Source organism: Frankia sp. CgJB1, from assembly GCF_977947065.1.
Window position 1 is genome coordinate 23,586 of the sequence record NZ_CDWTNB010000014.1, and the last position, 21,420, is coordinate 45,005.

General features: G+C 71.6%; 19 protein-coding genes and 1 pseudogene. 6 read left to right on the plus strand and 14 right to left on the minus strand.

Features of this window, described 5'->3' with window-relative positions; all coding sequences use genetic code 11:
- Nucleotides 1-370: 370 nt before the first annotated feature.
- Together thrS and AC08OT_RS03300 are read right to left on the minus strand one after the other, a co-directional pair.
- A complete protein-coding gene (gene thrS / locus AC08OT_RS03295) occupies nt 371-2,353 on the minus strand; it encodes a threonine--tRNA ligase (RefSeq protein ID WP_476591702.1) in 1,983 nt (660 codons plus the stop codon).
- A gap of 160 nt (nt 2,354-2,513) precedes the next feature.
- Complete coding sequence (locus tag AC08OT_RS03300; protein WP_476591701.1) at nt 2,514-3,224, minus strand: TetR/AcrR family transcriptional regulator; 711 nt, start codon at nt 3,222-3,224, stop codon at nt 2,514-2,516.
- 349 nt (nt 3,225-3,573) lie between these two features.
- Between AC08OT_RS03300 and panB the strand changes: the two genes are divergently transcribed.
- Nucleotides 3,574-4,452, plus strand: coding sequence for a 3-methyl-2-oxobutanoate hydroxymethyltransferase (gene panB, locus AC08OT_RS03305; RefSeq protein WP_476591700.1), 879 nt, complete (start codon nt 3,574-3,576; stop codon nt 4,450-4,452).
- Nucleotides 4,453-4,488: 36 nt separating this feature from the next.
- Here the strand turns inward: panB and AC08OT_RS03310 are convergent, their stop codons facing one another.
- Entirely contained in the window at nt 4,489-5,346 is an 858-nt protein-coding gene (locus tag AC08OT_RS03310) for a helical backbone metal receptor (protein WP_476591699.1), read from the minus strand.
- Nucleotides 5,339-6,022 (minus strand): NADPH-dependent F420 reductase, encoded by a 684-nt coding sequence (gene npdG, locus AC08OT_RS03315; protein ID WP_476591698.1) that lies wholly within the window; start codon nt 6,020-6,022, stop codon nt 5,339-5,341. Before npdG ends, AC08OT_RS03310 begins: the two co-directional genes overlap by 8 nt.
- A 440-nt stretch (nt 6,023-6,462) precedes the next feature.
- Here npdG and AC08OT_RS03320 point away from each other — a divergent pair, with 440 nt between their 5' ends.
- A complete protein-coding gene (locus tag AC08OT_RS03320) occupies nt 6,463-6,681 on the plus strand; it encodes a hypothetical protein (protein ID WP_476591697.1) in 219 nt (72 codons plus the stop codon).
- A gap of 130 nt (nt 6,682-6,811) precedes the next feature.
- Here AC08OT_RS03320 and AC08OT_RS03325 read toward each other — a convergent pair whose 3' ends face one another.
- Nucleotides 6,812-8,059, minus strand: a complete 1,248-nt coding sequence (locus AC08OT_RS03325) for a site-specific tyrosine recombinase XerD (RefSeq protein ID WP_476591696.1) — start codon at nt 8,057-8,059, stop codon at nt 6,812-6,814.
- Nucleotides 8,060-8,200: 141 nt separating this feature from the next.
- On the opposite strand from AC08OT_RS03325, the gene AC08OT_RS03330 reads away from it, so the two are divergent.
- Entirely contained in the window at nt 8,201-8,737 is a 537-nt protein-coding gene (locus AC08OT_RS03330) for a hypothetical protein (RefSeq protein WP_476591695.1), read from the plus strand.
- The gene (locus tag AC08OT_RS03335; RefSeq protein WP_476602522.1) at nt 8,734-9,615 is read left to right on the plus strand and encodes a PKD domain-containing protein; all 882 of its coding nucleotides are present in this window, start codon (nt 8,734-8,736) and stop codon (nt 9,613-9,615) included. The genes AC08OT_RS03330 and AC08OT_RS03335 overlap by 4 nt, the downstream gene beginning before the upstream one ends.
- 58 nt (nt 9,616-9,673) lie before the next feature.
- Here AC08OT_RS03335 and AC08OT_RS03340 read toward each other — a convergent pair whose 3' ends face one another.
- From AC08OT_RS03340 to AC08OT_RS03365, 6 genes are all read right to left on the minus strand, one after another.
- Complete coding sequence (locus AC08OT_RS03340) at nt 9,674-10,297, minus strand: NUDIX domain-containing protein (protein WP_462188285.1); 624 nt, start codon at nt 10,295-10,297, stop codon at nt 9,674-9,676.
- Complete coding sequence (locus AC08OT_RS03345; protein ID WP_476591693.1) at nt 10,294-12,120, minus strand: CTP synthase; 1,827 nt, start codon at nt 12,118-12,120, stop codon at nt 10,294-10,296. The genes AC08OT_RS03340 and AC08OT_RS03345 overlap by 4 nt, the downstream gene beginning before the upstream one ends.
- A gap of 194 nt (nt 12,121-12,314) precedes the next feature.
- Nucleotides 12,315-14,069 (minus strand): DNA repair protein RecN, encoded by a 1,755-nt coding sequence (gene recN / locus AC08OT_RS03350; protein WP_476591692.1) that lies wholly within the window; start codon nt 14,067-14,069, stop codon nt 12,315-12,317.
- A 182-nt stretch (nt 14,070-14,251) separates the two neighbouring features.
- On the minus strand, nt 14,252-15,151 hold the full coding sequence (locus AC08OT_RS03355; RefSeq protein ID WP_476591691.1) for an NAD kinase: 900 nt from the start codon (nt 15,149-15,151) through the stop codon (nt 14,252-14,254).
- Nucleotides 15,148-16,011, minus strand: coding sequence for a TlyA family RNA methyltransferase (locus tag AC08OT_RS03360; RefSeq protein WP_476591690.1), 864 nt, complete (start codon nt 16,009-16,011; stop codon nt 15,148-15,150). The genes AC08OT_RS03355 and AC08OT_RS03360 overlap by 4 nt, the downstream gene beginning before the upstream one ends.
- Nucleotides 16,012-16,028: 17 nt before the next feature.
- On the minus strand, nt 16,029-16,316 hold the full coding sequence (locus AC08OT_RS03365; protein ID WP_476591689.1) for a hypothetical protein: 288 nt from the start codon (nt 16,314-16,316) through the stop codon (nt 16,029-16,031).
- A gap of 289 nt (nt 16,317-16,605) precedes the next feature.
- Here AC08OT_RS03365 and AC08OT_RS03370 point away from each other — a divergent pair, with 289 nt between their 5' ends.
- Nucleotides 16,606-16,944 (plus strand): alkyl sulfatase C-terminal domain-containing protein, encoded by a 339-nt coding sequence (locus AC08OT_RS03370; RefSeq protein ID WP_476591688.1) that lies wholly within the window; start codon nt 16,606-16,608, stop codon nt 16,942-16,944.
- Nucleotides 16,945-16,985: 41 nt separating this feature from the next.
- Here AC08OT_RS03370 and AC08OT_RS03375 read toward each other — a convergent pair whose 3' ends face one another.
- Nucleotides 16,986-17,870 (minus strand): HAD-IIA family hydrolase, encoded by an 885-nt coding sequence (locus AC08OT_RS03375; RefSeq protein WP_476591714.1) that lies wholly within the window; start codon nt 17,868-17,870, stop codon nt 16,986-16,988.
- Between the two features lie 185 nt (nt 17,871-18,055).
- The gene (locus AC08OT_RS03380; RefSeq protein WP_476591687.1) at nt 18,056-18,574 is read right to left on the minus strand and encodes a tetratricopeptide repeat protein; all 519 of its coding nucleotides are present in this window, start codon (nt 18,572-18,574) and stop codon (nt 18,056-18,058) included.
- Nucleotides 18,575-18,980: 406 nt separating this feature from the next.
- On the opposite strand from AC08OT_RS03380, the gene AC08OT_RS03385 reads away from it, so the two are divergent.
- A complete protein-coding gene (locus AC08OT_RS03385) occupies nt 18,981-20,312 on the plus strand; it encodes a DUF1015 family protein (protein WP_476591686.1) in 1,332 nt (443 codons plus the stop codon).
- Between the two features lie 105 nt (nt 20,313-20,417).
- Here the strand turns inward: AC08OT_RS03385 and AC08OT_RS03390 are convergent.
- Nucleotides 20,418-21,420 (minus strand): annotated as a pseudogene (locus AC08OT_RS03390) (hypothetical protein); the annotation flags it as partial.

Genomic DNA, 21,420 nt, shown 5'->3' on the forward strand with positions numbered 1-21,420 from the left:
GTCGAGTAGCGGTACGAGGTCGTGGGTTCGTCTGACGATTTTACCATGAGCCGTGGCAAGCGCCTTCGCGTACGCCTCGACGACATAACCCATGAAGTACAGCGCAGCCAGCTGGCGCGACTGTACGTGTAACACGGCGGCATCGGCGCCACGCTCGGAAGCCACCGCGGCCCAGTACTCGACCTGTTCGCGCCACGCTGGTTTCAGCTTGCCTCCTCCCGGCCCCAGCAAAACCCCGACATCCCCAAAAAGTGTAGCCAGACGGTAGCGGGCCGGAACCATCGGCTCCGGCCCGCTACCGAGAAGTTGGTCCACCGGGACAGCACGAGTCCTCTGTCTTCTGAACGGGGCCCGGGGCCAGCCGCGCGGCTCAGACCTGGCGGCGGCGCTCCACCGCGTCGAGGATCTCCGCGACGGCCTCGTCCACCGGCACGCCGTTGCGCTGCGCCCCGTCCCGGAAACGGAACGACACCGCACCCTGAGCGACATCGGAATCTCCGGCCAGCAGCATGAACGGCACCTTTTGCTTCTGCGCCGTACGGATCTTCTTCTGCATCCGGTCGTCGGAGGAGTCGACCTCCACCCGGAGGCCGTGCGCGGCGAGCCGCCGGGCGACCTCGCCCAGGTACGGCACGTGCTCGTCGGTGATCGGGATGCCGACCACCTGCACCGGCGCGAGCCACGGCGGCAGCGCCCCGGCGTAGTGCTCCAACAGGATGGCGAAGAACCGCTCGATGGTGCCGAACAACGCCCGATGGATCATGAACGGACGCTGCCGGGTCCCGTCCGCAGCCTGGTACTCCAGGTCGAAACGCCGCGGCAGCTGGAAGTCCACCTGGATGGTGGACAGCTGCCAGGTCCGGCCGATGGCGTCGCGGGCCTGCACGGAGATCTTCGGCCCGTAGAAGGCACCGCCGCCCGGGTCCATCACCAGTTCCAGGTCCTGCTTCTGCGCGGCCTCCCGCAGCAGTTCGGTGGCCTGCGCCCACTCCTCGTCGGTGCCGACGGCCTTGCCCTCCGGCCGGGTCGACAGCTCCAGGTAGAAGTCGGTCAGCCCGAAGTCGCGCAGCAACCCGAGCACGAACGTCAGCACGCTGTCGAGCTCGGCGGGTAGCTGCTCGCGGGCGCAGAACAGGTGCGCGTCGTCCTGGGTAAGCCCGCGCACCCGGGTCAGGCCATGGACCACTCCGGACTTCTCGTAACGGTAGACCGTGCCGAACTCGAACAGCCGCAGCGGCAGCTCCCGGTACGACCGGCCCCGCGACCGGAAGATCAGGATATGCATCGGGCAGTTCATCGGCTTGAGGTAGTAGTCGGTGCCGCCGTCGAGCTGCATGGGCGGGTACATGCCCTCGGCGAACCAGTCCAGGTGCCCGGAGATCTGGTAGAGCTCCGACTTGGTGATGTGCGGGGTGTTGACGAACGAGTACCCGGCCTCGATGTGCCGGCGCCGCGAGTAGTCCTCCATCGCGGTGCGGATCGCGCCGCCCCTGGGGTGGAAAACCGCCAGCCCCGGGCCGATCTCGGTCGGGAACGAGAACAGGTCAAGCTCCGCGCCAAGCTTGCGGTGATCGCGTTTCTCGGCCTCGGCCAGCCTGGTCTGGTAGGCCTTGAGCGCGTCGCGCGACTCCCACGCAGTGCCGTAGATGCGCTGCAGCTGCGGGTTCTTCTCGCTCCCCCGCCAGTAGGCCGCGGCGGAGCGCAGGATCGCGAAGGCCGTGATGGCCCGGGTGGTGGGCACATGCGGCCCGCGGCAAAGGTCCTTCCAGCACAGCTTGCCGGTCTTCGCGTCGAGGTTGTCGTAGATGGTCAGCTCGCCCGCCCCGACCTCGACACTCGCCTCGGCGTCGTCGGCCGCCGCGTCACTCGACTTCAGTCCGATCAACTCAATCTTGTACGGCTCGTCGGCGAGCTCCGCGCGGGCCTCGGGCTCGGTGACGACCCGCCGGGAGAATCGCTGGCCGGCCTTGATGATCGCCTGCGCCTTCTTCTCGATGGCCCTGAGGTCGTCCGGGGTGAACGGGGACTCGACGTCGAAGTCGTAGTAGAAACCGTTGTCGATGGGCGGCCCGATGCCCAGGCGCGCCTTCGGGAAGAGTTCCTGGACCGCCTGGGCGACGACGTGCGCGGCGGAATGCCGGATGATCGCCCGCCCGGCCGGCGAGTCAATCATGATCGGCTCGACGACGGCCCCGTCGGCGAGAACATGAGCGAGATCATGTTGCTGGCCGTCAACCAGAGCCGCGATCACGTTCCGGTCGTCGGCGAACAGCTCGGCGGCCGTCGTCCCGGTCGGCACCACCCGCGGATCGCTGCGCTGGGCGTGCTGAACGGTAAGGCGGACGTCGGACACCGAATCTCTCCTGTTGCGCTGGGAACACGGGTGCGGGGATCGCACCGCCGGTGCGTCGCCGGCCGGCAGGCGGCCCCACGGCAGGCCTTCCTGGCCCGTTCGCGATGCTACTCGCGGACGCATGGTGCCCCCGGCGAGCAGGGTACGGCGAGCGAGGTACTCAGTGTGACGGGTGCGGCGCGGACGGCTCCGCCGTCGGCCGCGCACCCTCCCGGCAGCGGATACCACCGAGGATGGTGTCGACGATCTTCGCGATCCGCGTTCCGCTCACCTCGTAGTCACCACTCATGTACTGCCGATAAGCGACCGGACCGACCAGCATGTCGACGACGAGGTCGACGTCGACGTCCGCGGCGAGTTCCCCCGATTCGATGCCGCGCCGGAGCATGGCGGCCGCCTTCTCCCGCGACGGCTCGATCATCTTCTGCGAGTAGGTGGCGAACAACTCCGGGTGCGTGCTCCGCTCGGCAACGAGCTTCGGCATGATCCGCCCGGACAACGACTGGAGGTTGTGCCGGCGCAGCGCATTCAGCCAGGCCACCAGGTCGTCGCGCAGGGAGCCGGTCTCGACCGCGTCGAGACTGTCGGCCAGGGTGTCCAACGCGTCCCCGATCAGGGCATCCTTCGTTGGCCATCGGCGATAGACCGTCGCCTTGCCGACCCCGGCGCTGGTCGCCACCGCCTCCATCGACAGGCTCGCGAAGCCGACCGTCGCGAGCTCGTGCAGCGCGGCATCGATGATCGCCTCATCGCAGCGGGTGTCCCTCGGACGACCGGGAGCGCGGGAGACGCGGACCCCGGAGGGCACCCGGTCGGACGGCCGCCGAGGATGCGGAGTGCGCACGTCCCGGGTGGCCATCAGGCGGGACACCGGCCTGATCCCCCGCACGCTCCGTCGCCGCCGTGCCGATGCATCCGCATGGAAAGGCCACCCGCCACCTTGATCACGCCGCACGTTCCCGCCGGACTTCAAGATCAGAATACGTCCCAGCCGGCCAAGACGCATCCGTTTGCCAGGGCAGCGGCGTGGCGTGCGTCGCGTTCCACGCCGATCGGGCCATGGTCCACCGCGAAACCACCACCCGAACGCCCCAGCCCGAACAGCCACCTAGGGGCCGGGGGATCTGCTCCGCCGCGGGCTCTCCGCGTGGCGGCCGTTGGTGGCAGCATGAGAGGGACGCCGGGACGCCCAGCGCCCGGACGGACGTACAGGAGCACTCATGGATGCTTCAGGCACACCCACCCACCCGGCGGGCCCGGCGGCGACGCCCTACGGCGCGCCGACCACGCCGCCGCGGCCACGCCGGTCCCGTTTCACAGTGCGTGACGTCGCCGCGGCGAAGAACCGGGGCGAGAAGTGGTCGATGCTGACCGCGTACGACGCCACCTCCGCCGCCGTCTTCGACGAGGCGGAGATCCCCGTCCTGCTGGTCGGGGACTCAGCCGCCAACGTCGTCTACGGCTACGACACGACCGTGCCGATCACCGTCAACGAGCTGCTGCCGCTGGTCCGGGCGGTGGTCCGCGGAGCACCGCACGCGATGGTCGTCGCCGATCTGCCCTTCGGGTCGTACCAGGGGGGGCCGGCCGAGGCGCTGGCGAACGCTACCCGCTTCCTCAAGGAGGGCGGGGCGCACGCGGTGAAGCTCGAGGGCGGTTCCCGGGTGGTCCGGGCGGTGGACGCCCTGGTCGGCGCCGGCATCCCCGTTATCGGGCATCTGGGGCTGACCCCGCAGAGCATCCACACTATCGGGGGCTACCGGGTCCAAGGCCGCGACGAGGCCGGCGAGGTCCTGCTGGCCGACGCGCTGGCGCTCGAGGCGGCCGGCGCGTTCGCGGTCGTGCTCGAGGTGGTTCCCGCCGATCTGGCCACCCGGGTGACGAAGGAGTTGCGCATCCCCACCGTGGGCATCGGAGCCGGCTCGGGATGCGATGCCCAGGTGCTGGTCTGGCAGGACATGGCCGGGCTGAGCGACGGCCGCGCGCCGCGGTTCGTCAAGCGGTACGCGGATCTGCGCACGATTCTCGCGGACGCCGCCCGGGCCTACCGCGCGGACGTCCGGGACGGCAGGTACCCGACAATCGAGCACAGCTACTGATCAGCCATCCGGCCGGTGGTGCCGGCGGCGGCGCTGTCACTCCGGCCCATCGCCGGTCCGGGCCAGCGCCGCCGCGAGCACGGACCCCGCCTCGACCAGGGACGGGCCGTACCAGGTCAGCAGGCGGCCGGACACGCAGACCGCGGGCGCGCTGAAGGTCTCGGGTCCGTCCGACGGGCTGAAGGGGTACGGCTCATCGGGCAGGACCACCAGGTCATGGGGCGGGACGGCCGCGGGATCGATCCGAGGGTAGCGGTCCGGCGAGTCCGCCAGCACGTTGTCGACCCCCAGCCGGCGCAGCACGTCGCCGGTGAAGGTGTCCCGGCCGACCGCCATCCACGGCCGGCGCCAGATCGGCACCAACGCCCGCCGCCGCGGCCCGGCGGCCGGCACGGCCCAGGCCTGCCGGGCGGCGTCGAGCCAGCCGGGACGAGCCAGCCCGCAGGCCAGGCGCAGCATCCGGTCCAGGCTCACCAGAGCCTGATCGACCGTGGTAGGGGCGGTGACCCACACGGCGAGCCCGGCCCGGCGCAGCGCGGCGAGGTCGGGTTCCCGGTTCTCCTCGGCGTTCGCGCAGACCAGGTCCGGAGCCAGGGAGACGATGGTGTCGAGGTCGGGGTTCTTTGTCCCCCGGACCCGGGCGACGGCCAGCCCCGCGGGATGGCTGCACCAGTCGGTGGCACCCACCAGCAGACCGGGCGCGGTAACGGCGATCGACTCGGTGAGGCTGGGAACGAGCGAGACGATCCGTTCCACCCGCGCCGGAATCGCCACCGGGTGGCCCAGATCGTCCCGGAAGGCCGTCCCCGCCTCTCGTTCCCGCCCGTTCGCCACCGTGGCCACGTCCGAACGGGCCACGTCCGGAGAGGCCACGTCCGGACGCCGCTCAGACATCGGTGACCCGCAGGCCGGCGTGTGACTTGTACCGACGATTGACCGAGATCAAGTTTGCGGTCAACGCCTCGACCTGACCGGCGTTGCGCAACGTGCCGGCGTAGATGCCCCGCATGCCGGGAATGCGCTCGGCGAGCGCGGCCACCAGATCGGTGGCGGCCCGATCGTCGCCGAGGACCAGGACATCAGTGTCGATCTTCGCGACCGCGTCATCGGCCAGCAGCACCGCAGAGACGTGGTGGAAGGCCGCCACGATGGTGCTGTCCGGCAGGACGACGGCCGCCTGCTGCGCGGCGCTGCCCTCGGGCACCACGAGTGCGAAGGCACCCCCCTTGTCGAAGCCGAGGGGGTTGACGCAATCGATCACGATCTTCCCGGCCAACGGCTCCCGCAAGGCGGCCAGGGTCTGGCGATGGCCCTCCCAGGGAACCGCGATGATGACGATATCCGCGCGCTCGGCGACCGTGGCGTTGTCCGCGCCTTCGATACGCAGGCCGGGACGCGCGAGCGCGGCCGCGGCCTGCTGGCCGCGTTCGGTCGAGCGGGACCCGATCAGCACGAGATGGCCGGCGGCGGCGAACCGCAGGCCGAGGCCCCCGCCCTGCGGACCCGAGCCGCCGAGGATACCGATGATCAGCGCGGGGACATCCGGCCGGACGCGGTCAGTGGAAGCCACCCTGTTATCCTGCCCGATCCGGGCTTTGGCCGCCCGGCTGCGTGACACCCGTGAAAGCGTTCCCAGAACGGTGGGAACCAACCCGTTCACCCTCCGACATGACGATGCATGACAAGTCCACCCCCTTGCGGACAGCTCCTGGCAATGAGGGACTATGCAGAGACAACGGGACAGCTACGTGCCCGATTTTTCCGAGCTCGCCCCCCGTGGGGAGATCCGGATCGACCGGGTCCATACACGTCGCCACCGGCAGAGGAGCAACCCACGTGACTGACAGCTACAGCTCTTGGACCGCGACAATTGGTGAGAGAGTAGACACGAAAAGCGAACCTGCCGGTACTTCCAGGAACCCCGCGCGCGCATTGGTCTCAGATGGGCCGTACCGTTCCGTTTCACACACATCGAGCAGATCTTCGGAGTCAGGCGAGAGAGGTCGAGCAATGGCGGACGTGTCGGTTCGCTTCGCGATGACGAACGACAGCGAAGTGGTGCTGAACCTGTCGCTGCCGCAGGCACTGCGCCTGATGGAAGCGATCGCCCGTAAGGTGGGCGAAACCCTGGCCGAGCGCAGCACGCAGCCGGTCGGCGGTGTCGGCGGCGTTCCCGCCTCGGCTCCCTCCAACGGGATGCCCAGCCTGGGGCCGTACACCCCATCCTGAGCGTCCGCATCCTGAGCGTGTCCACGTGCCGCGCCGGTCCACCCGTCCCCAAGCGGTGGCGTCGCGCCGCTTGGCGCGTTCTCCCGCGGACAGTCCCGGGTGGACATTCGCCCGGGACACCGACCGTCGCTCAGAACCGGGGCGGTGCCCCGGCGAAACTCACGGATCCGTCATGCACGGATCCGTCCTCGGGTCCCCAGGTCCGGGAGTGGTGACCGATCGAGCCCAGGGTCGAGCCCAAGGCGCGTGGGTGTGAGGCCGCGTACACTTCGCGAAGCCGGTCCACCGTCACCAAGGTGTAGATCTGAGTGGTGCTGACCGAGGCGTGTCCCAGCAGCTCCTGCACCACCCGGACGTCGGCGCCGCCGTCGAGCAGGTGGGTGGCGAAGGAATGGCGCAGCACGTGGGGTGACACCCCCTCCACACCCGCCGCGAGCGCCGCCGTACGCAGCACCGACCACGCGCTCTGCCGGGACAGGCGGTTACCGCGGCGGGACAGGAAGACCGCGGGCCCCGAGCGGGGGGCGGCCAGCATCGGCCGCCCCACCCGCAGGTAGTCGGCCACCGCGGCGATGGCGCACCGACCGAGCGGGACGATCCGGTCACGTCCGCCCTTGCCGTGCAGGCGGACGGAGGCGGCCTCCAGATCGAGATCGTCGACGTCGAGACCGACGGCCTCCGAGATCCGGGCCCCGGTGCCGTAGAGAAGCTCCAGCAACGCGGTCGCGCGCAGACGGCGGACGGCCTCGGCCGGTTCCACCGGCGGCGGTCCCCCGGGCGGCGGCGGGGATCCCGACGGGGGCGCACCCGCGGCCGCGGCGAGGACGGCCACCACCTGGTCGATGCTCAGGGCCTTCGGTAGCCGCCGGGGAGGCGTCGGCGGTCGAACCGGCCGGGACACGTCCTCGGGGACGTCACCCTCGTCGGCCGCGAAGCGGTGCAGCGACCGGACGGCGACCAGCATCCTCGCGACCGACGCCGCGGCAAGCGGCGGGTGCGTGTCGTCACCGGTGCGCAGCACGGCGGCGAATCCGGCAACCTCCGCCTCACCGACCGCGCCCAACGAGGACAGACCGCATGCGGAGAGATGATCATAATAGCGGCGCAGGTCGCGACGGTAGGCGAGCACCGAGTTGTGCGCGAGTCCGCGTTCGCCCTCCAGATGGTGGAGATAGCGCTCGATGACGCCGGCGGGCGTGCCACGCAGCTGGGACCCGGCTCGATGATCCGCAGGCCGGGACAGGTCGTCCGGCCCAGCCAGGTCGTCCGGCCCGGGCCGAGGCGCCGACGGACGATGATCCGAGGACCCGCCGACGCCGGATGCCGAGGCCGCGGGGGGGCGCAGCCGGAATACCCGGTCGCCGTCGGTGACTCCCATCATCGAACTGATAGTAGGACCTGCCCCCCGTTCTCCGTTGGCGCCTATCCACATACCGCGTTTCCGCGGCTATCCTGGCGACTTGTGCAAGCGGACAACGGGTCGTCACGGTACGCCGCACGGCTGGGGGTCGCTATCGCCATGCTCGTCATCCTCACGGGCGCGGGCTGCGGCGGCGACCAGCACGAGCCATCCGGGGCCGCGGTCCCGACCCGCCCCGGTTCCCAAAACCCGGGCACGGCCGTCTCCGGCGGCCCTTCCTTCCCCGGTTCGGTCGACGACACGCCCGCGGCCGCTACCCGCACGGTCGAGGGCTACTTTCACGAGATCAACGAGGCCGCGCGGGCCGGTCGGGTCGCGGTTATCGCGCCGAGGGCGCTCGGTGGCTGCCAGCCCTGCGTCCTCGACGTCGGGGTGACCCGCTCACTCCAGCAGCGGGGGCTGCGCGCGGACGGGCCGGCCTATCAGCTGAGCGACGTGCTCGCCCGGCCGCGGGTCGGGCTCGTCACCGAGGTGGACTTCACCGTGCGAACCCGGGCGGTGGGGCTGCTGGACCCAGCGGGCCGGCGGGTCTCCGACGCCCCGGCCGTGCCGACCCGGGTCGGCACGGCCGAACTGTCGCTCACCGACCACGGCTGGCGTATCCAGACCCTGCGCTACGCCCCGGCCCGGGCATGACCACCGGCCCGGGGACGACCGCCCCGCGCACGACCACCGCCGCCCGCACGACCACCGCCGGCCGGCGCCGCGCGTTCCCGCGCCCGGCGCTGATCGCGGTCGGCGCGCTGCTGCTGGTGAGCCTGACCAGCCTCGCCGCCGGCGCGCTGTGGGGTACCTGTGACACCCGGGCCACGGACAACGGCTACCAGTACCGCTACCACGACGGAGTGCTGGAGCGCGTCGGGATCCCGACCGGATCGGGGGCCCGGCGGAGCGCGGCCTGCGGCCAGGATTGTCCGGACGACCCGGCGGCCGTCTGTGACCTGCTGACCGCGGTCGGGCCGGATCCGGCGATGGACGCGCAGGCGCGGGCCCAGTACGACCAGGCGGTAGCGGGCTGCTTCAACTACCTGCTGCCCGCCGGCGCGGTGCCGATCGCCCAGGTGCAGGCCGCGCTCGCCAACTACCTGCGCGAGAAACTCCTGCCGAAGCCGTCGATCGTCATCGCGCCGTCCGGCCGCAGCTTCGCGAACCTGGCCACGATCCTCTACACCCCCGTGCCCGACTCGTTCACGTTCAACGTCGACCAGCCGGTCGTGGCGACCATCAGCGCCGTTCCCCACTATCACTGGGAGTTCGGTGACGGCGAGACCGGCCCGGATGCTCCCGGCCGGCCCTACGACCCGGCGATCTCACCGCGCGATCATCCCGAGGCCTATGTGGCGCACGGCTACGCCCGGCCGGGCCGGTACCAGGTGACCCTCGCGGTGACCGGGGACGGCACGTTCACCGTCCCCGGGGTCGCGCAGGCATTCCCGATCGACGCGGTGACCCTCGCCGCCGCGCGGGGCATCGTCGTCGACGAGGCCGCCGGCGTGCTGGTCCACAACGATTGACGCCACCGCGGGACCGGACCGACACCACCGCGGAGAAACGGGGCCGCGGCGCGGCGGCTCAGCCGCGGTGGGCGGGACGAGCGGGCCAGGGTGCGTCGGGTGGGCGCAGACCGGCGTAGTTCTCGCCGCGCGCCCGGGCCGTGGCCAGCAGCCCGATGACCGCCATCGCGTTGGTGATCTCACCGCGCAGGACCCGTTCGACAGCGTCGGTGAAGTCGATACGCGCGAGACCCATCTCGGCCTCCTCGTGCACCGGCACGTACCGCTCGGCAGCCGGGATCTCGTGCAGCCCGCGGGCCAGGAAAAGGCGGTAGGCCTCGTCGGTCATCCCCGGCGAGGCCCACACGTCAACCAGCAGATCGTAGCGGTCGGCGCGCAGCCCGGCCTCCTCGGCCAGCTCCCGCGCGGCGGCCGAGGACGCCGGCTCGCCCGGCACGTCGAGAATGCCGGCGGGCAGCTCCCACAGCGGACCACCGACGGGATGACGGTACTGATGGACCATCACCACCCGATCGGCCTCGTCGAGGGCGACCACCCCCACGGCGCCGGGATGCACCACCACATCACGCTGCGAGATGTCGCCATCCGGCATCCGCACCTGATCGCGGCGGACAGAGATGACCCTCCCCTGGTAGGCCAGGGTGCTCTCGGTGACCTCGTACCGGTGCGGGGTCGCCGTCACGGGGACACCAGCGCGGCGGTGCCGTTGGAGCTGACGCTCGGACGGGATGCGCTCGCGCCCCGGCGGATACTCCCGCCGGATCGACCGGCCGTGACGCCGCGGGTCTGCGCGGCGCCGTTCTCCGGGGCGCCGTTCTCCGGAGTGGGAGCGTCCTCGCCCGGCAGGTCCACCGGCAGCACCCCGCGGCGGCGGTCCGCATGCGCGACCGCCGCGGCGACGAGACCCCGGAACAGCGGATGGGCCCGGGTCGGCCGGGACCGGAACTCCGGATGTGCCTGGGTGCCGACGTAGTACGGGTGCACGTCGGCGGGCAGCTCGACCACCTCGACCAGGCGGCCGTCCGGCGACGCCCCGGAGAAGACCAGCCCGGCGGCGGCCAGCCGGTGCCGATAGTCGTTGTTCACCTCGTACCGGTGCCGGTGGCGCTCGGCGACCTCGGCGGCGCCGTACTCACGCCGGGCGTGCGTGCCGGGCGCCAGCACGCACGAGTACAGGCCCAGTCGCATTGTGCCGCCCATGTCCCGGGTGCCGGCCACCACCTCGTGCTGGTCAGCCATCGTGGAGATCACCGGGTGGGGGGTCTCGGGGACGAACTCGGTGGAGTTCGCCGCCTCCAGGCCGGCGAGACTGCGGGCCGCCTCGATGACCATGCACTGCAGGCCGAGGCAGATACCGAGGGTCGGAATACCGTTCTCGCGGGCGTGCCGCAGCGCGGTGAGCTTGCCCTCGATGCCCCGCACCCCGAAACCACCGGGAACGATGATCCCGTCGACCCCGTCAAGCAGGGTGGCCGTCACGTCCGGGGAAGAGCACTCGTCCGAGGTGACCCACCGCAGGTCCACCCGAGTGTCGGTGGCGAAGGCGCCGGCGCGCAGGGCCTCGGTCACCGAGAGGTAGGCGTCGGGGAGGTCCACGTACTTGCCGACGATCGCGATCGTCGCCGTGTTGGCCGGGTGGTGCACCCGTCGCAGCAACGTGTCCCATTCCGTCCAGTCGACGTCGCGGAAGGACAGCCCGAGCCGACGCACCACGTAGGCGTCGAGACCCTCGCGGTGCAGCACCCGGGGAATGTCGTAGATGGAGCTCGCGTCCGGCGCCCCGACGACGGCCTCGTCGTCGACGTCGCACATCATCGCGATCTTCTTCTTGAGTGAATCGGGCAGCGGCCGGTCGGACCGGCAGACCACGGCGTCGGGCTGCAGGCCGATGCTGCGCAACGCCGCGACCGAATGCTGGGTCGGCTTGGTCTTCAGCTCTCCGGAGGGGGCGAGGTAAGGGACCAGGCTCACGTGCACCGTCAGGGCGTTGTCCCGACCGACCTCGTGGCGTACCTGACGGATCGCCTCCAGGTAGGGCAGCGATTCGATGTCCCCGACGGTCCCGCCGACCTCGGTGATCACCACGTCGACGGAGTCACCGGCCAGCCGCCGGATCCGGTTCTTGATCTCGTCGGTGATGTGCGGGACGACCTGGACGGTCTGGCCCAGATAGCCGCCGCGGCGTTCCCTGGCGATAACGGCCGAGTAGACCTGGCCCGTCGTCACGTTGGCGCTGCCGTCGAGGTCGACGTCGAGGAACCGCTCGTAGTGGCCGATGTCGAGGTCGGTCTCGGCCCCATCGTCGGTCACGAACACCTCACCGTGCTGGAACGGGTTCATCGTCCCCGGGTCCACGTTGAGGTAGGGGTCGAGCTTCTGCATCGTGACGCGGAGTCCACGAGCCTTGAGGAGTCGACCGAGGCTCGACGCGGTCAGTCCCTTGCCGAGGCTGGACGCGACCCCGCCGGTGACGAAGATGTGTTTGGTGATATGCGCCTGACCCACCCGAAGCTCCCGTGGTTACGCCGCCGGTCCGGCCCCGGCGCCTCCACGGGACTTCACGGTAACAGCTCCCCCGCACGACGCCTCCAGCGCAATGCGGGGACTCTGCCATAAGGGTGAGTCAGGGCCCTCGGCTATCACTTTCGGTGACTCCCTGGACCACCGCAGGATGCCCGGCCTCCCCGACCGCGGTGGCACTACGGCAGCGCCTTGTCTGCCGCCGCGGCGGCGAGCAGCTCCTCGGCGTGCCCACGGGCCAGCGGGCTCTCCTCCTGGCCGGCAAGCATCCGGGAGAGTTCCCGCACCCGGCCGGCGTCGTCGAGCGTGACGACCCCACTGCGGGTGACCGATCCGTCGTCGGCCTTGTGGACCACCAGATGACGGTCCGCAAAGGCGGCGACCTGCGGCAGATGGGTGATACAGATCACTTGATGAGTGCGGGCGAGACGGGCGAGGCGCCGGCCGATCTCCACCGCGGCCCGACCGCCGACCCCGGCGTCCACCTCGTCGAAGACCATGGTCGAACCGGTGTCGGCGGCGGCGAGGACGACCTCGATCGCGAGCATAACCCGGGACAGCTCACCGCCCGACGCGCCTTTCTGGACCGGCCGCGGCGGCGCCCCGGGATGCGGGATCAGCCGCAGCTCCACGTCGTCGACGCCGAACGGTCCAAACGCGACGACCCGCAGGCCGACCGGCAGACCGGCCGGATCGTCGCGCTGCGACACGGCGGCCTCCACCCGGGCCCGGGGCATCGCGAGCCCGGCGAGCTCGGCGGCGACCGCCGCACCGAACCGGGCCGCCGCCTTGGTCCGGGCGTCGCTGACCTCCTCGGCGAGCCGGGCCAGCTCGGCGGTCAGGCTGTCCCGCCGGACGGTGAGCGCCTCGACGCTGTCCCCGGCGCCGTCGAGTTCCAGCAGCCGGCGCCCAGCCTGGTCCGCCCAGGCCAGCACGCCGTCGATGCCGGTACCGTGCGCCCGGGTCAGGCTGGTGAGGGCGGCCTTACGCGCCTGGGCGTCGGCGAGGCGCACCGGGTCGGCATCGATGCCCTCCGCGTAGGAGGCGAGGTCCGCGGCGACGTCGGTGAGTAGCATCCCCACCTCCGTGAGCCGCACGCCGAGAGCGGCGAGCTCGGCGTCGAGGGCGGACTCGCCGGCGATGATCCGCTGGGCCGCGGCCACCAGATCGACCGCACCGGGCTCGTCCGACCCGGTGGCCGGATCGCTCATCAGCGCAGCGTGCGCGGTCCGCGCCGCCCGCACCAGGGTCTCCGCATGCTCCAGCCTGGTCAGCTCGGCGTCGAGGATGACGTCCTCACCAGGGCCGGGGGTGACCCGTTCCACCTCGTCCAGGCCGAGGCGCAGCAGCTCCGCCTCCTGCTCGCGTTCACGCACCCGATCGGTGATCTCGGCGAGCCGCCGACTGACCCGGGTCAGCTCCCGGTACACACCGCCGTAGCGGGCCAACGGCCCGGCGACGGCGGAACCGGCGAACCGGTCCAACGCGTCACGCTGGGTGGACGGCTTGAGCAGGCGCTGTGCCTCGGACTGGCCGTGCACGGCGATCAGCTCCTCGGCGATCTCGGCGAGGACACTCGCCGGGACCGAGCGGCCCGCGACCTGCGCCCGGGACCGGCCCTCCGCGGTCAGGGTCCGACCGACAACGAGGACAGCGCCGCCCGGATCCTCGTCGAGGTCGCCGCCGACTTCGCGGACCCGGGCCGCGACAGCCGACTCGGCACCGATGACGAGCCGACCCTCGACGAAGGCGCGATCGACCCCCGGCCGGACCAGACCGTAATCCGCCCGCCCGCCGGTGAGCAGCCCCAGCCCCTGGACAATCATGGTCTTGCCGGCTCCGGTCTCGCCGCTCACCACGGTGAGGCCGGGAGCAAGGTCGAGGGCGGCGTCGTCGATGACCCCGAGGCCGCGGATGCGAATCTCCTCGAGCACGCCCCGAACTCTAGCGTCACCAGAACGGAGGCCGATATCGCAGAGGCGGAAGATCCGCCACCGCTGCCGCCGCGTCGCGGCGAAGCCCCCCGACGATCATCCCAGGAAGCTCGCCGAAGGCGAGCTAACGGAAACCCCGAACGGCGCCCTAGGCCAGGGGTCCCCGCGTCGCGGCGAAGTCGCTACGCGGGGGAGGCACGTTGGTTGCGTCCTCGCCAGCCTTCCACCGGAAGGCCAAACTTGGCGACGAGACGATCAGTGAACGGCAGCGGATGCACCACGGCGAGCCGGACCGGTTGGCGGCCGCGGACCACCTCGACCCGCGACTCGGGGGGCACCTCGACGAACCGCCGGCCGTCACAGTAGAGGACCGCGGGCACCGGCGGCAGGATCTCCACGGCGACCGCGGAGGCCGGTGCCAGCACGAGCGGCCGGGCGAACAGCGCGTGCGCGCTGATCGGGGCGACCAGCAGGGCCTCGACGCCCGGCCACATCACCGGACCACCGGCCGAGAAGGCGTAGGCGGTGGATCCGGTGGACGTCGAACAGATCACCCCGTCGCATCCCCACCGGGACAGCGGACGCCCGTCAATCTCCAGCACGCATTCCAGCATCCGAGCGCGCTCGGCCTTCTCCAGGGACATCTCGTTGAGCGCCCAGCCGGTATAGGTGACCTCGTCACGCCGCCGGACCGTGACGTCGACCGTCATGCGTTCCTCGACCGTGTAGTCCTTGCGGACGACGTGCTCGATGGTGGATTCCAGCGCGTCGGGTTCAGCCTCGGCGAGGAACCCGACGTGCCCGAGGTTCACGCCCAGCAGCGGGGCGTCAGCGGTGCGGGCCAGCTCCGCGCCGCGCAGCAGGCTGCCGTCGCCGCCGAGGACCAGCACCAGTTCCACCCCGACGGCCGCGTCGGCGTCGTGCGGCACGATGTTGGCGGCGGTCAGGTCGAGCATCTCCGCCTCGTCCCGCAGCACTCGCGGCGACACCCCGGCTGCGGCCAGGCCCTCGATGACCCAATGGGCGCTCTCCCGGACCACCGAGCGGCGGGGATGGGTGACAACGAGGATCTCCCGCGTCATGCCCGACGCCCCGATCCCGCGGGGCCGGCGGCGATCGCCCCGGCCAGGACGTCCGCGTCGAGCGGTGGGGCCCCGGCGGCCAGCCACAGCAGGTACTCGACATTGCCCGCCGGGCCGGGCAGCGGACTCGCCGTGACACCACGCACGCCGAGATCTAGCATGGCTGCGGACGTGGCCACGTCGCGGACCGCCTCGGCGTGCAACGCGGTGTCGCGCACCACCCCGCCTGGCCCGAGCCGCTCCCGGCCGACCTCGAACTGGGGCTTCACCAGCAGCACGAAATCGGCGTCTGGGGCCGCGCAGGCGCGCAGCGCGGGCAGCACCAGGGCCAGCGAGATGAACGACAGGTCCCCGACGACCAGGTCGACGCGGTCACCGATCTCGGCGGGCGTCAGGTTCCGGGCGTTGGTGCGGTCGAGCACGCAGACCCGGGGATCGCAGCGGAGCCGCCACAGCAACTGCCCGTAGCCGACGTCCACGGCCACGACGGAGGCCGCCCCGTACCGCAGCAGCACGTCGGTGAAGCCGCCGGTGGAGGCACCGACGTCCAGGCACCGTCGACCGGCCACGACCAGCGTGGGGCCGGTGGAACGCGGGATTTCGACACCCGGTTCCGGTGCGGGGACCCCGAAGGCCTCGAAGGCACCGAGAAGTTTGTGCGCGCCGCGGGAGGCGTAGCCGGGATCGTCCCCCTTCGTCACCGCGATGGAGGTGGATCCGTCGACCACCGTGGCGGCCTTCGTGGCAGGAATGCCGCCGACCAGCACCCGACCCGCGGTGATCGCCGCAACGGCCTGCTCCCGGGACCGGGCGAGACCACGACGGACAAGTTCGCTGTCCAGACGCGTCCGGCGGGACATCGTGACCCCGGAGCGACTCACCACACCGGCCGGATCATGCCCGGCCCGGGCCGCGGCCCTCCCGTGGGACGCGCCCCGGAACGCGCCGGAACGGGCACGCCCGGCCCGGCCGCGCCCCCAGCGCCCTTGACGTGGTCAGCGCCCTTAACCTGGTCAGCGCTCCCATCCAGGTCCGCCAGTGCCCCGGCCAACCGGCGGTTTATCTCCTCGAAGACCTCGACATGCGCGGCCGTCGGTAGGACGTCGAGCATGTCCAGCCGGCCAAGGGCGTCGCGAACCTCGGCGGGCAGATTCTCGGTGTTCACGTTGTCAGCCTCCCGCACTCACGGCCGCTGACGCGACGGACCCTGGCGGCGTGCGTCATGCGACGAATCTCATGTCCTGTCCACTCCTCGTCCGGCCGGATCCGCCCTCGGCCGGCCCGGGACCTCACCCCGGGTCCGTCAGGACCACCGGAGATCGGCTCGCAACCGGTGTAAACTCGCCCACCACGCGGGTCGTCCCGCCCGGAACACCTACTCCCACGCTAGTGTCCCGGACACGCCCGGCCGAGAGGGGCACAGGTCGAACAGGCCGAGAGGAGGACCGGCCGGGATGGCCGACAGGTCGCAGTGCGAGGCCGCGCTCCATGCTCTCGCCGCCCGCCTGGATGGGCTCTCCGCCGACGGCCGTCCCCCGCGTGCCCCGGATCGCGTCATCGTCTGCCGTATCCCCGATCTCGATGCCGTCTTCTCCGGGGAGCTGCGTGACGGCTGCCTGCGGCACATCGGCGAGGGCACCCGCGACGACGCCCAGATCATCCTAACGCTGGACAGCGACGACCTGGTGGCGGTCGCCGAGGGAAGGCTTCCTGCGATGACCGCCTGGGCCAGTGGACGGCTGAAGGTGGACGCGAGCGTGCGGGATCTGCTGCGGGTCCGCTCGCTGCTGTGACGATGCGCCTGTTCGCCGACGATGCTCCAAGGCGCCGGGACTCAGGCGGGCGCCACGGGCTCCAGCGCCCGGGGCGCCGGAGCCATCAGGTCCTCGACCCGGCTGCTCCAGGCGCCGCAACGATAGGCGTGGTTCCCCAGCTCCGGGACGGCCTTCACCGGTGGCGCCACCCGGAGCAGCCCGCGCAGGTCCGCGGCGACGAAGTCGGGACGGTGCGGAGCGGGAGCGGCGAGCAGGTCCCCGGGGGTCGTCACCCCGGTGAAGACGAGCAGGGTCGGCGTCGACGTCCGGTGACCGGCCTCGATGTCGGTGTCGGTGTCGAGCCGGTCACCGACGATGAGGGGTGTCCGGGCTCCGCTGCGCCGCATCGACTCGCGGTGCATCGCCGACTCGGGCTTGCCGGTCACCACCGGCTCGCGGTCCGTGGCGTCCCGCAGGAAGGCGATGACGGATCCGTTGCCGGGCGCGACGCCCCGCTCGGTCGGCACGGTGCGATCGGCGTTGCTGGCGATCCACAGTGCTCCGGCCCGGATGGCATAGGCCGCCTCGGCGAGGCGGGCATAGGTGAGATCCGGGTCGAACCCCTGGACCACCGCCGCCGGATCGTCCTCGGCCGAGTCCACCGGGACCAGGCCCTCCTCCGTCACCGCCTGTCGAAGTCCCCGCCCTCCGGTAATGAGCACCCGGGATCCGGTGCCCAGCCGTTCAGCCAGGACGTGCGCCGCTGCCTGCGCCGAGGTGACGACGTCCTCGGTTTGCGCCGGTACGCCGAAGCCGCGCAGGCGGGCGGCGACCTCGGCCGACGGGCGCAGTGCGTTGTTCGTGACGTACACCGTGCGCATCCCCCGGCGGCCCGCGGCAGCGATGGTGTCCGCCGCGTGCGGCACGGCGGCGCCCCCACGGTTGACGACACCGTCAAGATCCATCAGGGCGACGTCGAACAGATCGGCCAGCGGCCGGTCCGTCCCACGCAACGGCCCGGGGAAGCCACCGGAAGACACGGAGAAACCAGAAAACACGGAAGACGACGAAGCGGAGGAGACCGCGGAAGAGCTGGCTGACGAAGAGCTGGCTGACGTGGTCTCGTCCGCGGGCACGGCGGCCGGCCGGGTCACGCTCGGGCCAACGCCGCGCGGGCGCCACGCAGCGCGACATCGTAGTGTCGGATGTCGGGACGCATCGCCACGGCCAGCGCCAGATGCTCCACAGCCACCCGAAGATCACCGATCTTGCGGGCGGACAACCCGAGGCCGAACTGGGCGTAGTCGTCGGTGGGATGCCGATCCACGATCCAGGCGAAGGTCTCCCGGGCCGCGCCGTACTGACCGGCGGTGAACTGCGCCCGGGCCAGCGCCTCCCGCACGCTCGGCGAGGCGGGTTCGGCCGCGACGGCGTAGGCCAGCAGCTGCACCGCGGCATTGGCGTCCCCGTGGCCGAGCAGCGCCATCCCCCGGGTGTACCAGTCGTAGACCTCACCCGCCGGTCCCGGCCGGGACCGGTCCGCACCGTCATCCCCCCAGGACGTCACCTCGGACGGCACCGAGCTGGATCTATCACGTCGTCCGCGGACGGGCAGCCCACCGGGCATCTCGTCCGGTACATCCCCCGGAGGGCCGGTCTCCTCGGACATCTTCACCTCCACTACACGGATGATCATCTGTCGCCTCGCCAATCCTGAGCACCGGGCACGGGCCTCGCGCCGGGCTCCGCCGCACCGTGGCGCCCTCGGTGCGCATCACCGCCTCTCACCCGAGGAACACCTCCGGATCCGGAATCACTCCGTCCGCCACCGCAGGCACCAGGCACATCCTCGAGGTCCGCAGCTCCAGTGTCGCCGCAAAGCCACCCGACGTACCTCGAGATCCCCATAACGATCAGGTGTGCGCTGTCCACCGTCCCGCCGCTCCGATGGCACGCTCGCACTACGTAAAGGTGATGAAATGTTCCTCTCGCCCGGTTGGGCCGGCCGGAACACGGGCGGTCAGTGGCGAGGGCACTCCCGGGTCACACCGGGTCCGCACTCTCGGGGCCCTACTATGCGGCTCATGGTTGACGCCGATCGTCCCGTTCCCGCCCCGGCGGGTCTCGTGCTCGCCCCGTTCCGGGCCGCACGATTTCCGTCCTCCGGGCCGGACCTCGCCCCGCTGACCTCCCCGCCCTACGACGTCATCGACGACGCCGAGCGGGCGGAACTCCAGGCGCGCGACGAGCACAACGTGGTACGGCTCATCCTCCCCGGGGAGGACTACGACGGGGCCGCCCGCACGCTGCGGGCATGGCTGGACAGCGGGGTGCTGCGTCGCGACGAGAAGGCCTCCGTCTACGTCTACGAGGAGGAGCAGGCCGGCCATGCCCAGCGCGGGCTGATCGGGGCGGTCGCGCTGACCGATCCGGATGCGGGGATCATCCTCCCGCATGAGAACACCATGGCGGGCCCGGTCTCAGGCCGGTTGGCGCTGACCCGCGCGACCCGCGCGAACCTGGAACCGATCTTCCTGTTCTACGCCGGCGGCGGCGAGACCAGCCGGGTGGTCTCGATGGTGGTCGCCACGACGCCACTGGTGGAGACGTCCACGGGCGACGGGGTGACGCACCGGCTCTGGGCCATCGACGATCCGGCGGTCCTCACCGCCATCGCCGCGGACCTGCTGCCCCGGCGCGCGGTGATCGCAGACGGCCACCATCGGTACGCCACCTACCGCCAGTACCAGGCGGAACGGCACGCCGCCGGGGATGGTTCGGGTCCCTGGGACTTCGGCCTGGCCTTCCTCGTCGACGCGACCGTCTCGGGGCCCCAGGTGCACGCCATCCACCGGGTGGTGCGTGGTCTCGGGCTCGCCGAGGCAGTGCGGCGGGCCGCCGAGGTGTTCACCGTGCGTCAGCTCGCCGGGCCCGGCGAGGGCGGTACCGCTGCCGGGGATGCCGGTGGCGTGGGGCCGGCAGGCGCGGACCCGGACGCGCTGGTGGAGGAGCTGGCCAAGGCCGGGCAGGGCGGGCACGCATTCGTGGTCACCAACGGCACCGCGGCCTACCTGCTCACCGAGCCCGACCCCGACCTGCTCGCGCGTAGTCTGCCCCCCGAGCGGTCGGCGGCCTTCCGTGGACTCGACGTCACCGTCACTCATCTTGCGTTGATCGTGGACGTCTGGGGGTTGACGGACACGGTGGGCGTGGTCGACTACCACCACGACGCGCCGGCCGCGATCGCCGCGGCGGCTGCGGCGGGAGGTACCGCGCTGCTGCTCAACCCCACCCCAATCGCCGATGTGGCGGCCGTCGCCGAGGCCGGCGAGCGGATGCCGCGCAAGTCGACGTTGTTCACCCCGAAGCCGCGCACCGGACTCGTGCTGCGTCCACTCGACGACTGACCGGCGTACGCATGACCGGCGTAGGTACGGTCCGTCTCCACCGCGGACCCACCTCCCCGCAGACCCACGGATACCGCGGACGGAGTGGCCCTCGGCCGGACGGTCCTACCCCTCGGTCTTCGTCCCCTCGGTCTCGAGGCCGGGGCCAGGGGCGTCACCATGATCAGTAAGATCATGGTCGGTAACGTCCTGATCGACATTCGCTTCGGTATTCGCCTCGGTCCCGGCGTCCGCGCCGGGATCGGCCCGATCGGAGAGCAGGAGATCCACGCCGTCCCACGCAGCCTCCTCGTTCTCCTCGGGGAGAAGCCGACCAGTCATGATCAGATACGCGCGGGCGTCAGCGTCAGTCTCTCCTTCGTCGATCGCCGCCGTGGAGGTGAACCAGCGTGCGGCCTCCTCGGGACGACCGGCGGCAAGCAGCGCCTCGGCATAGGCGTACCAGAGACGGGCGGTCCACGGCGCGGGCGGCGTCTTGGCCGTGGCCAGATCCCGCAGCAACACGACGGCGGCCTCCGGCTGACCGAGGTCCCGGCGGGCCCCGGAGACGACGATGAGCATCTCCGCCCGAGCGGCCGGATCAAGCTGGTCGATCTGCGGATCCCGCAGGTAGGCGACGGTACGCTCCGGCCGGCCCAGCCCCCGTTCGCTGTCCGCCATCAGCGGCAGGTTGTGCGCGGAACCGTCCATCCGACGAGCGGCCCGAAGTTCCACCAGGGCCGTCGCGTACTCCCCCGCGTGGTAAGCCGCGATACCGACTGCCTCGCGCACCGCGGGCAGGCGTGGCACTCGATCGGCGGCGGCGCGGGCGTGGGCAAGCGCGCGGGCGGGATCGTCGTCGAGCAGCAGGGCGGTTGCGACGAGATGGCGGGCGATTGTGTCGGCGAGCGACGACGGCAGCCCCCGAAGGGAGCAGCGCACGTCGTGGTCCAGCAGGTCCGCGCGGGCCTCGTCGGGAAGTGGCGGAGCCGGCACCCGGGCCCGCCGGCTGCCCTGCTCAGTCTGATCTGTCCGGCCAGCCCGGTCGGTTCTGTCGGGCCGGCCCGGCCCGGTCGGACGGCCGCCGCGGGGGCCGCCGCCCCCGGGCCTGGAAGCCTCGGTGAACGGC

Coding starts and splice junctions, on each gene's coding strand:
- AC08OT_RS03375 (WP_476591714.1), bottom strand. CDS start 17,870: ATGGATCTTGACGGTGTCGTCAACCGTGGGGGCGCCGCCGTGCCGCAC.
- AC08OT_RS03325 (WP_476591696.1), bottom strand. CDS start 8,059: ATGGGAGTCACCGACGGCGACCGGGTATTCCGGCTGCGCCCCCCCGCG.
- AC08OT_RS03355 (WP_476591691.1), bottom strand. CDS start 15,151: ATGACGCGGGAGATCCTCGTTGTCACCCATCCCCGCCGCTCGGTGGTC.
- panB (WP_476591700.1), top strand. CDS start 3,574: ATGGATGCTTCAGGCACACCCACCCACCCGGCGGGCCCGGCGGCGACG.
- AC08OT_RS03335 (WP_476602522.1), top strand. CDS start 8,734: ATGACCACCGGCCCGGGGACGACCGCCCCGCGCACGACCACCGCCGCC.
- AC08OT_RS03385 (WP_476591686.1), top strand. CDS start 18,981: ATGCGGCTCATGGTTGACGCCGATCGTCCCGTTCCCGCCCCGGCGGGT.
- AC08OT_RS03370 (WP_476591688.1), top strand. CDS start 16,606: ATGGCCGACAGGTCGCAGTGCGAGGCCGCGCTCCATGCTCTCGCCGCC.
- AC08OT_RS03380 (WP_476591687.1), bottom strand. CDS start 18,574: ATGTCCGAGGAGACCGGCCCTCCGGGGGATGTACCGGACGAGATGCCC.
- AC08OT_RS03330 (WP_476591695.1), top strand. CDS start 8,201: ATGCTCGTCATCCTCACGGGCGCGGGCTGCGGCGGCGACCAGCACGAG.
- AC08OT_RS03320 (WP_476591697.1), top strand. CDS start 6,463: ATGGCGGACGTGTCGGTTCGCTTCGCGATGACGAACGACAGCGAAGTG.
- AC08OT_RS03360 (WP_476591690.1), bottom strand. CDS start 16,011: ATGTCCCGCCGGACGCGTCTGGACAGCGAACTTGTCCGTCGTGGTCTC.
- AC08OT_RS03310 (WP_476591699.1), bottom strand. CDS start 5,346: ATGTCTGAGCGGCGTCCGGACGTGGCCTCTCCGGACGTGGCCCGTTCG.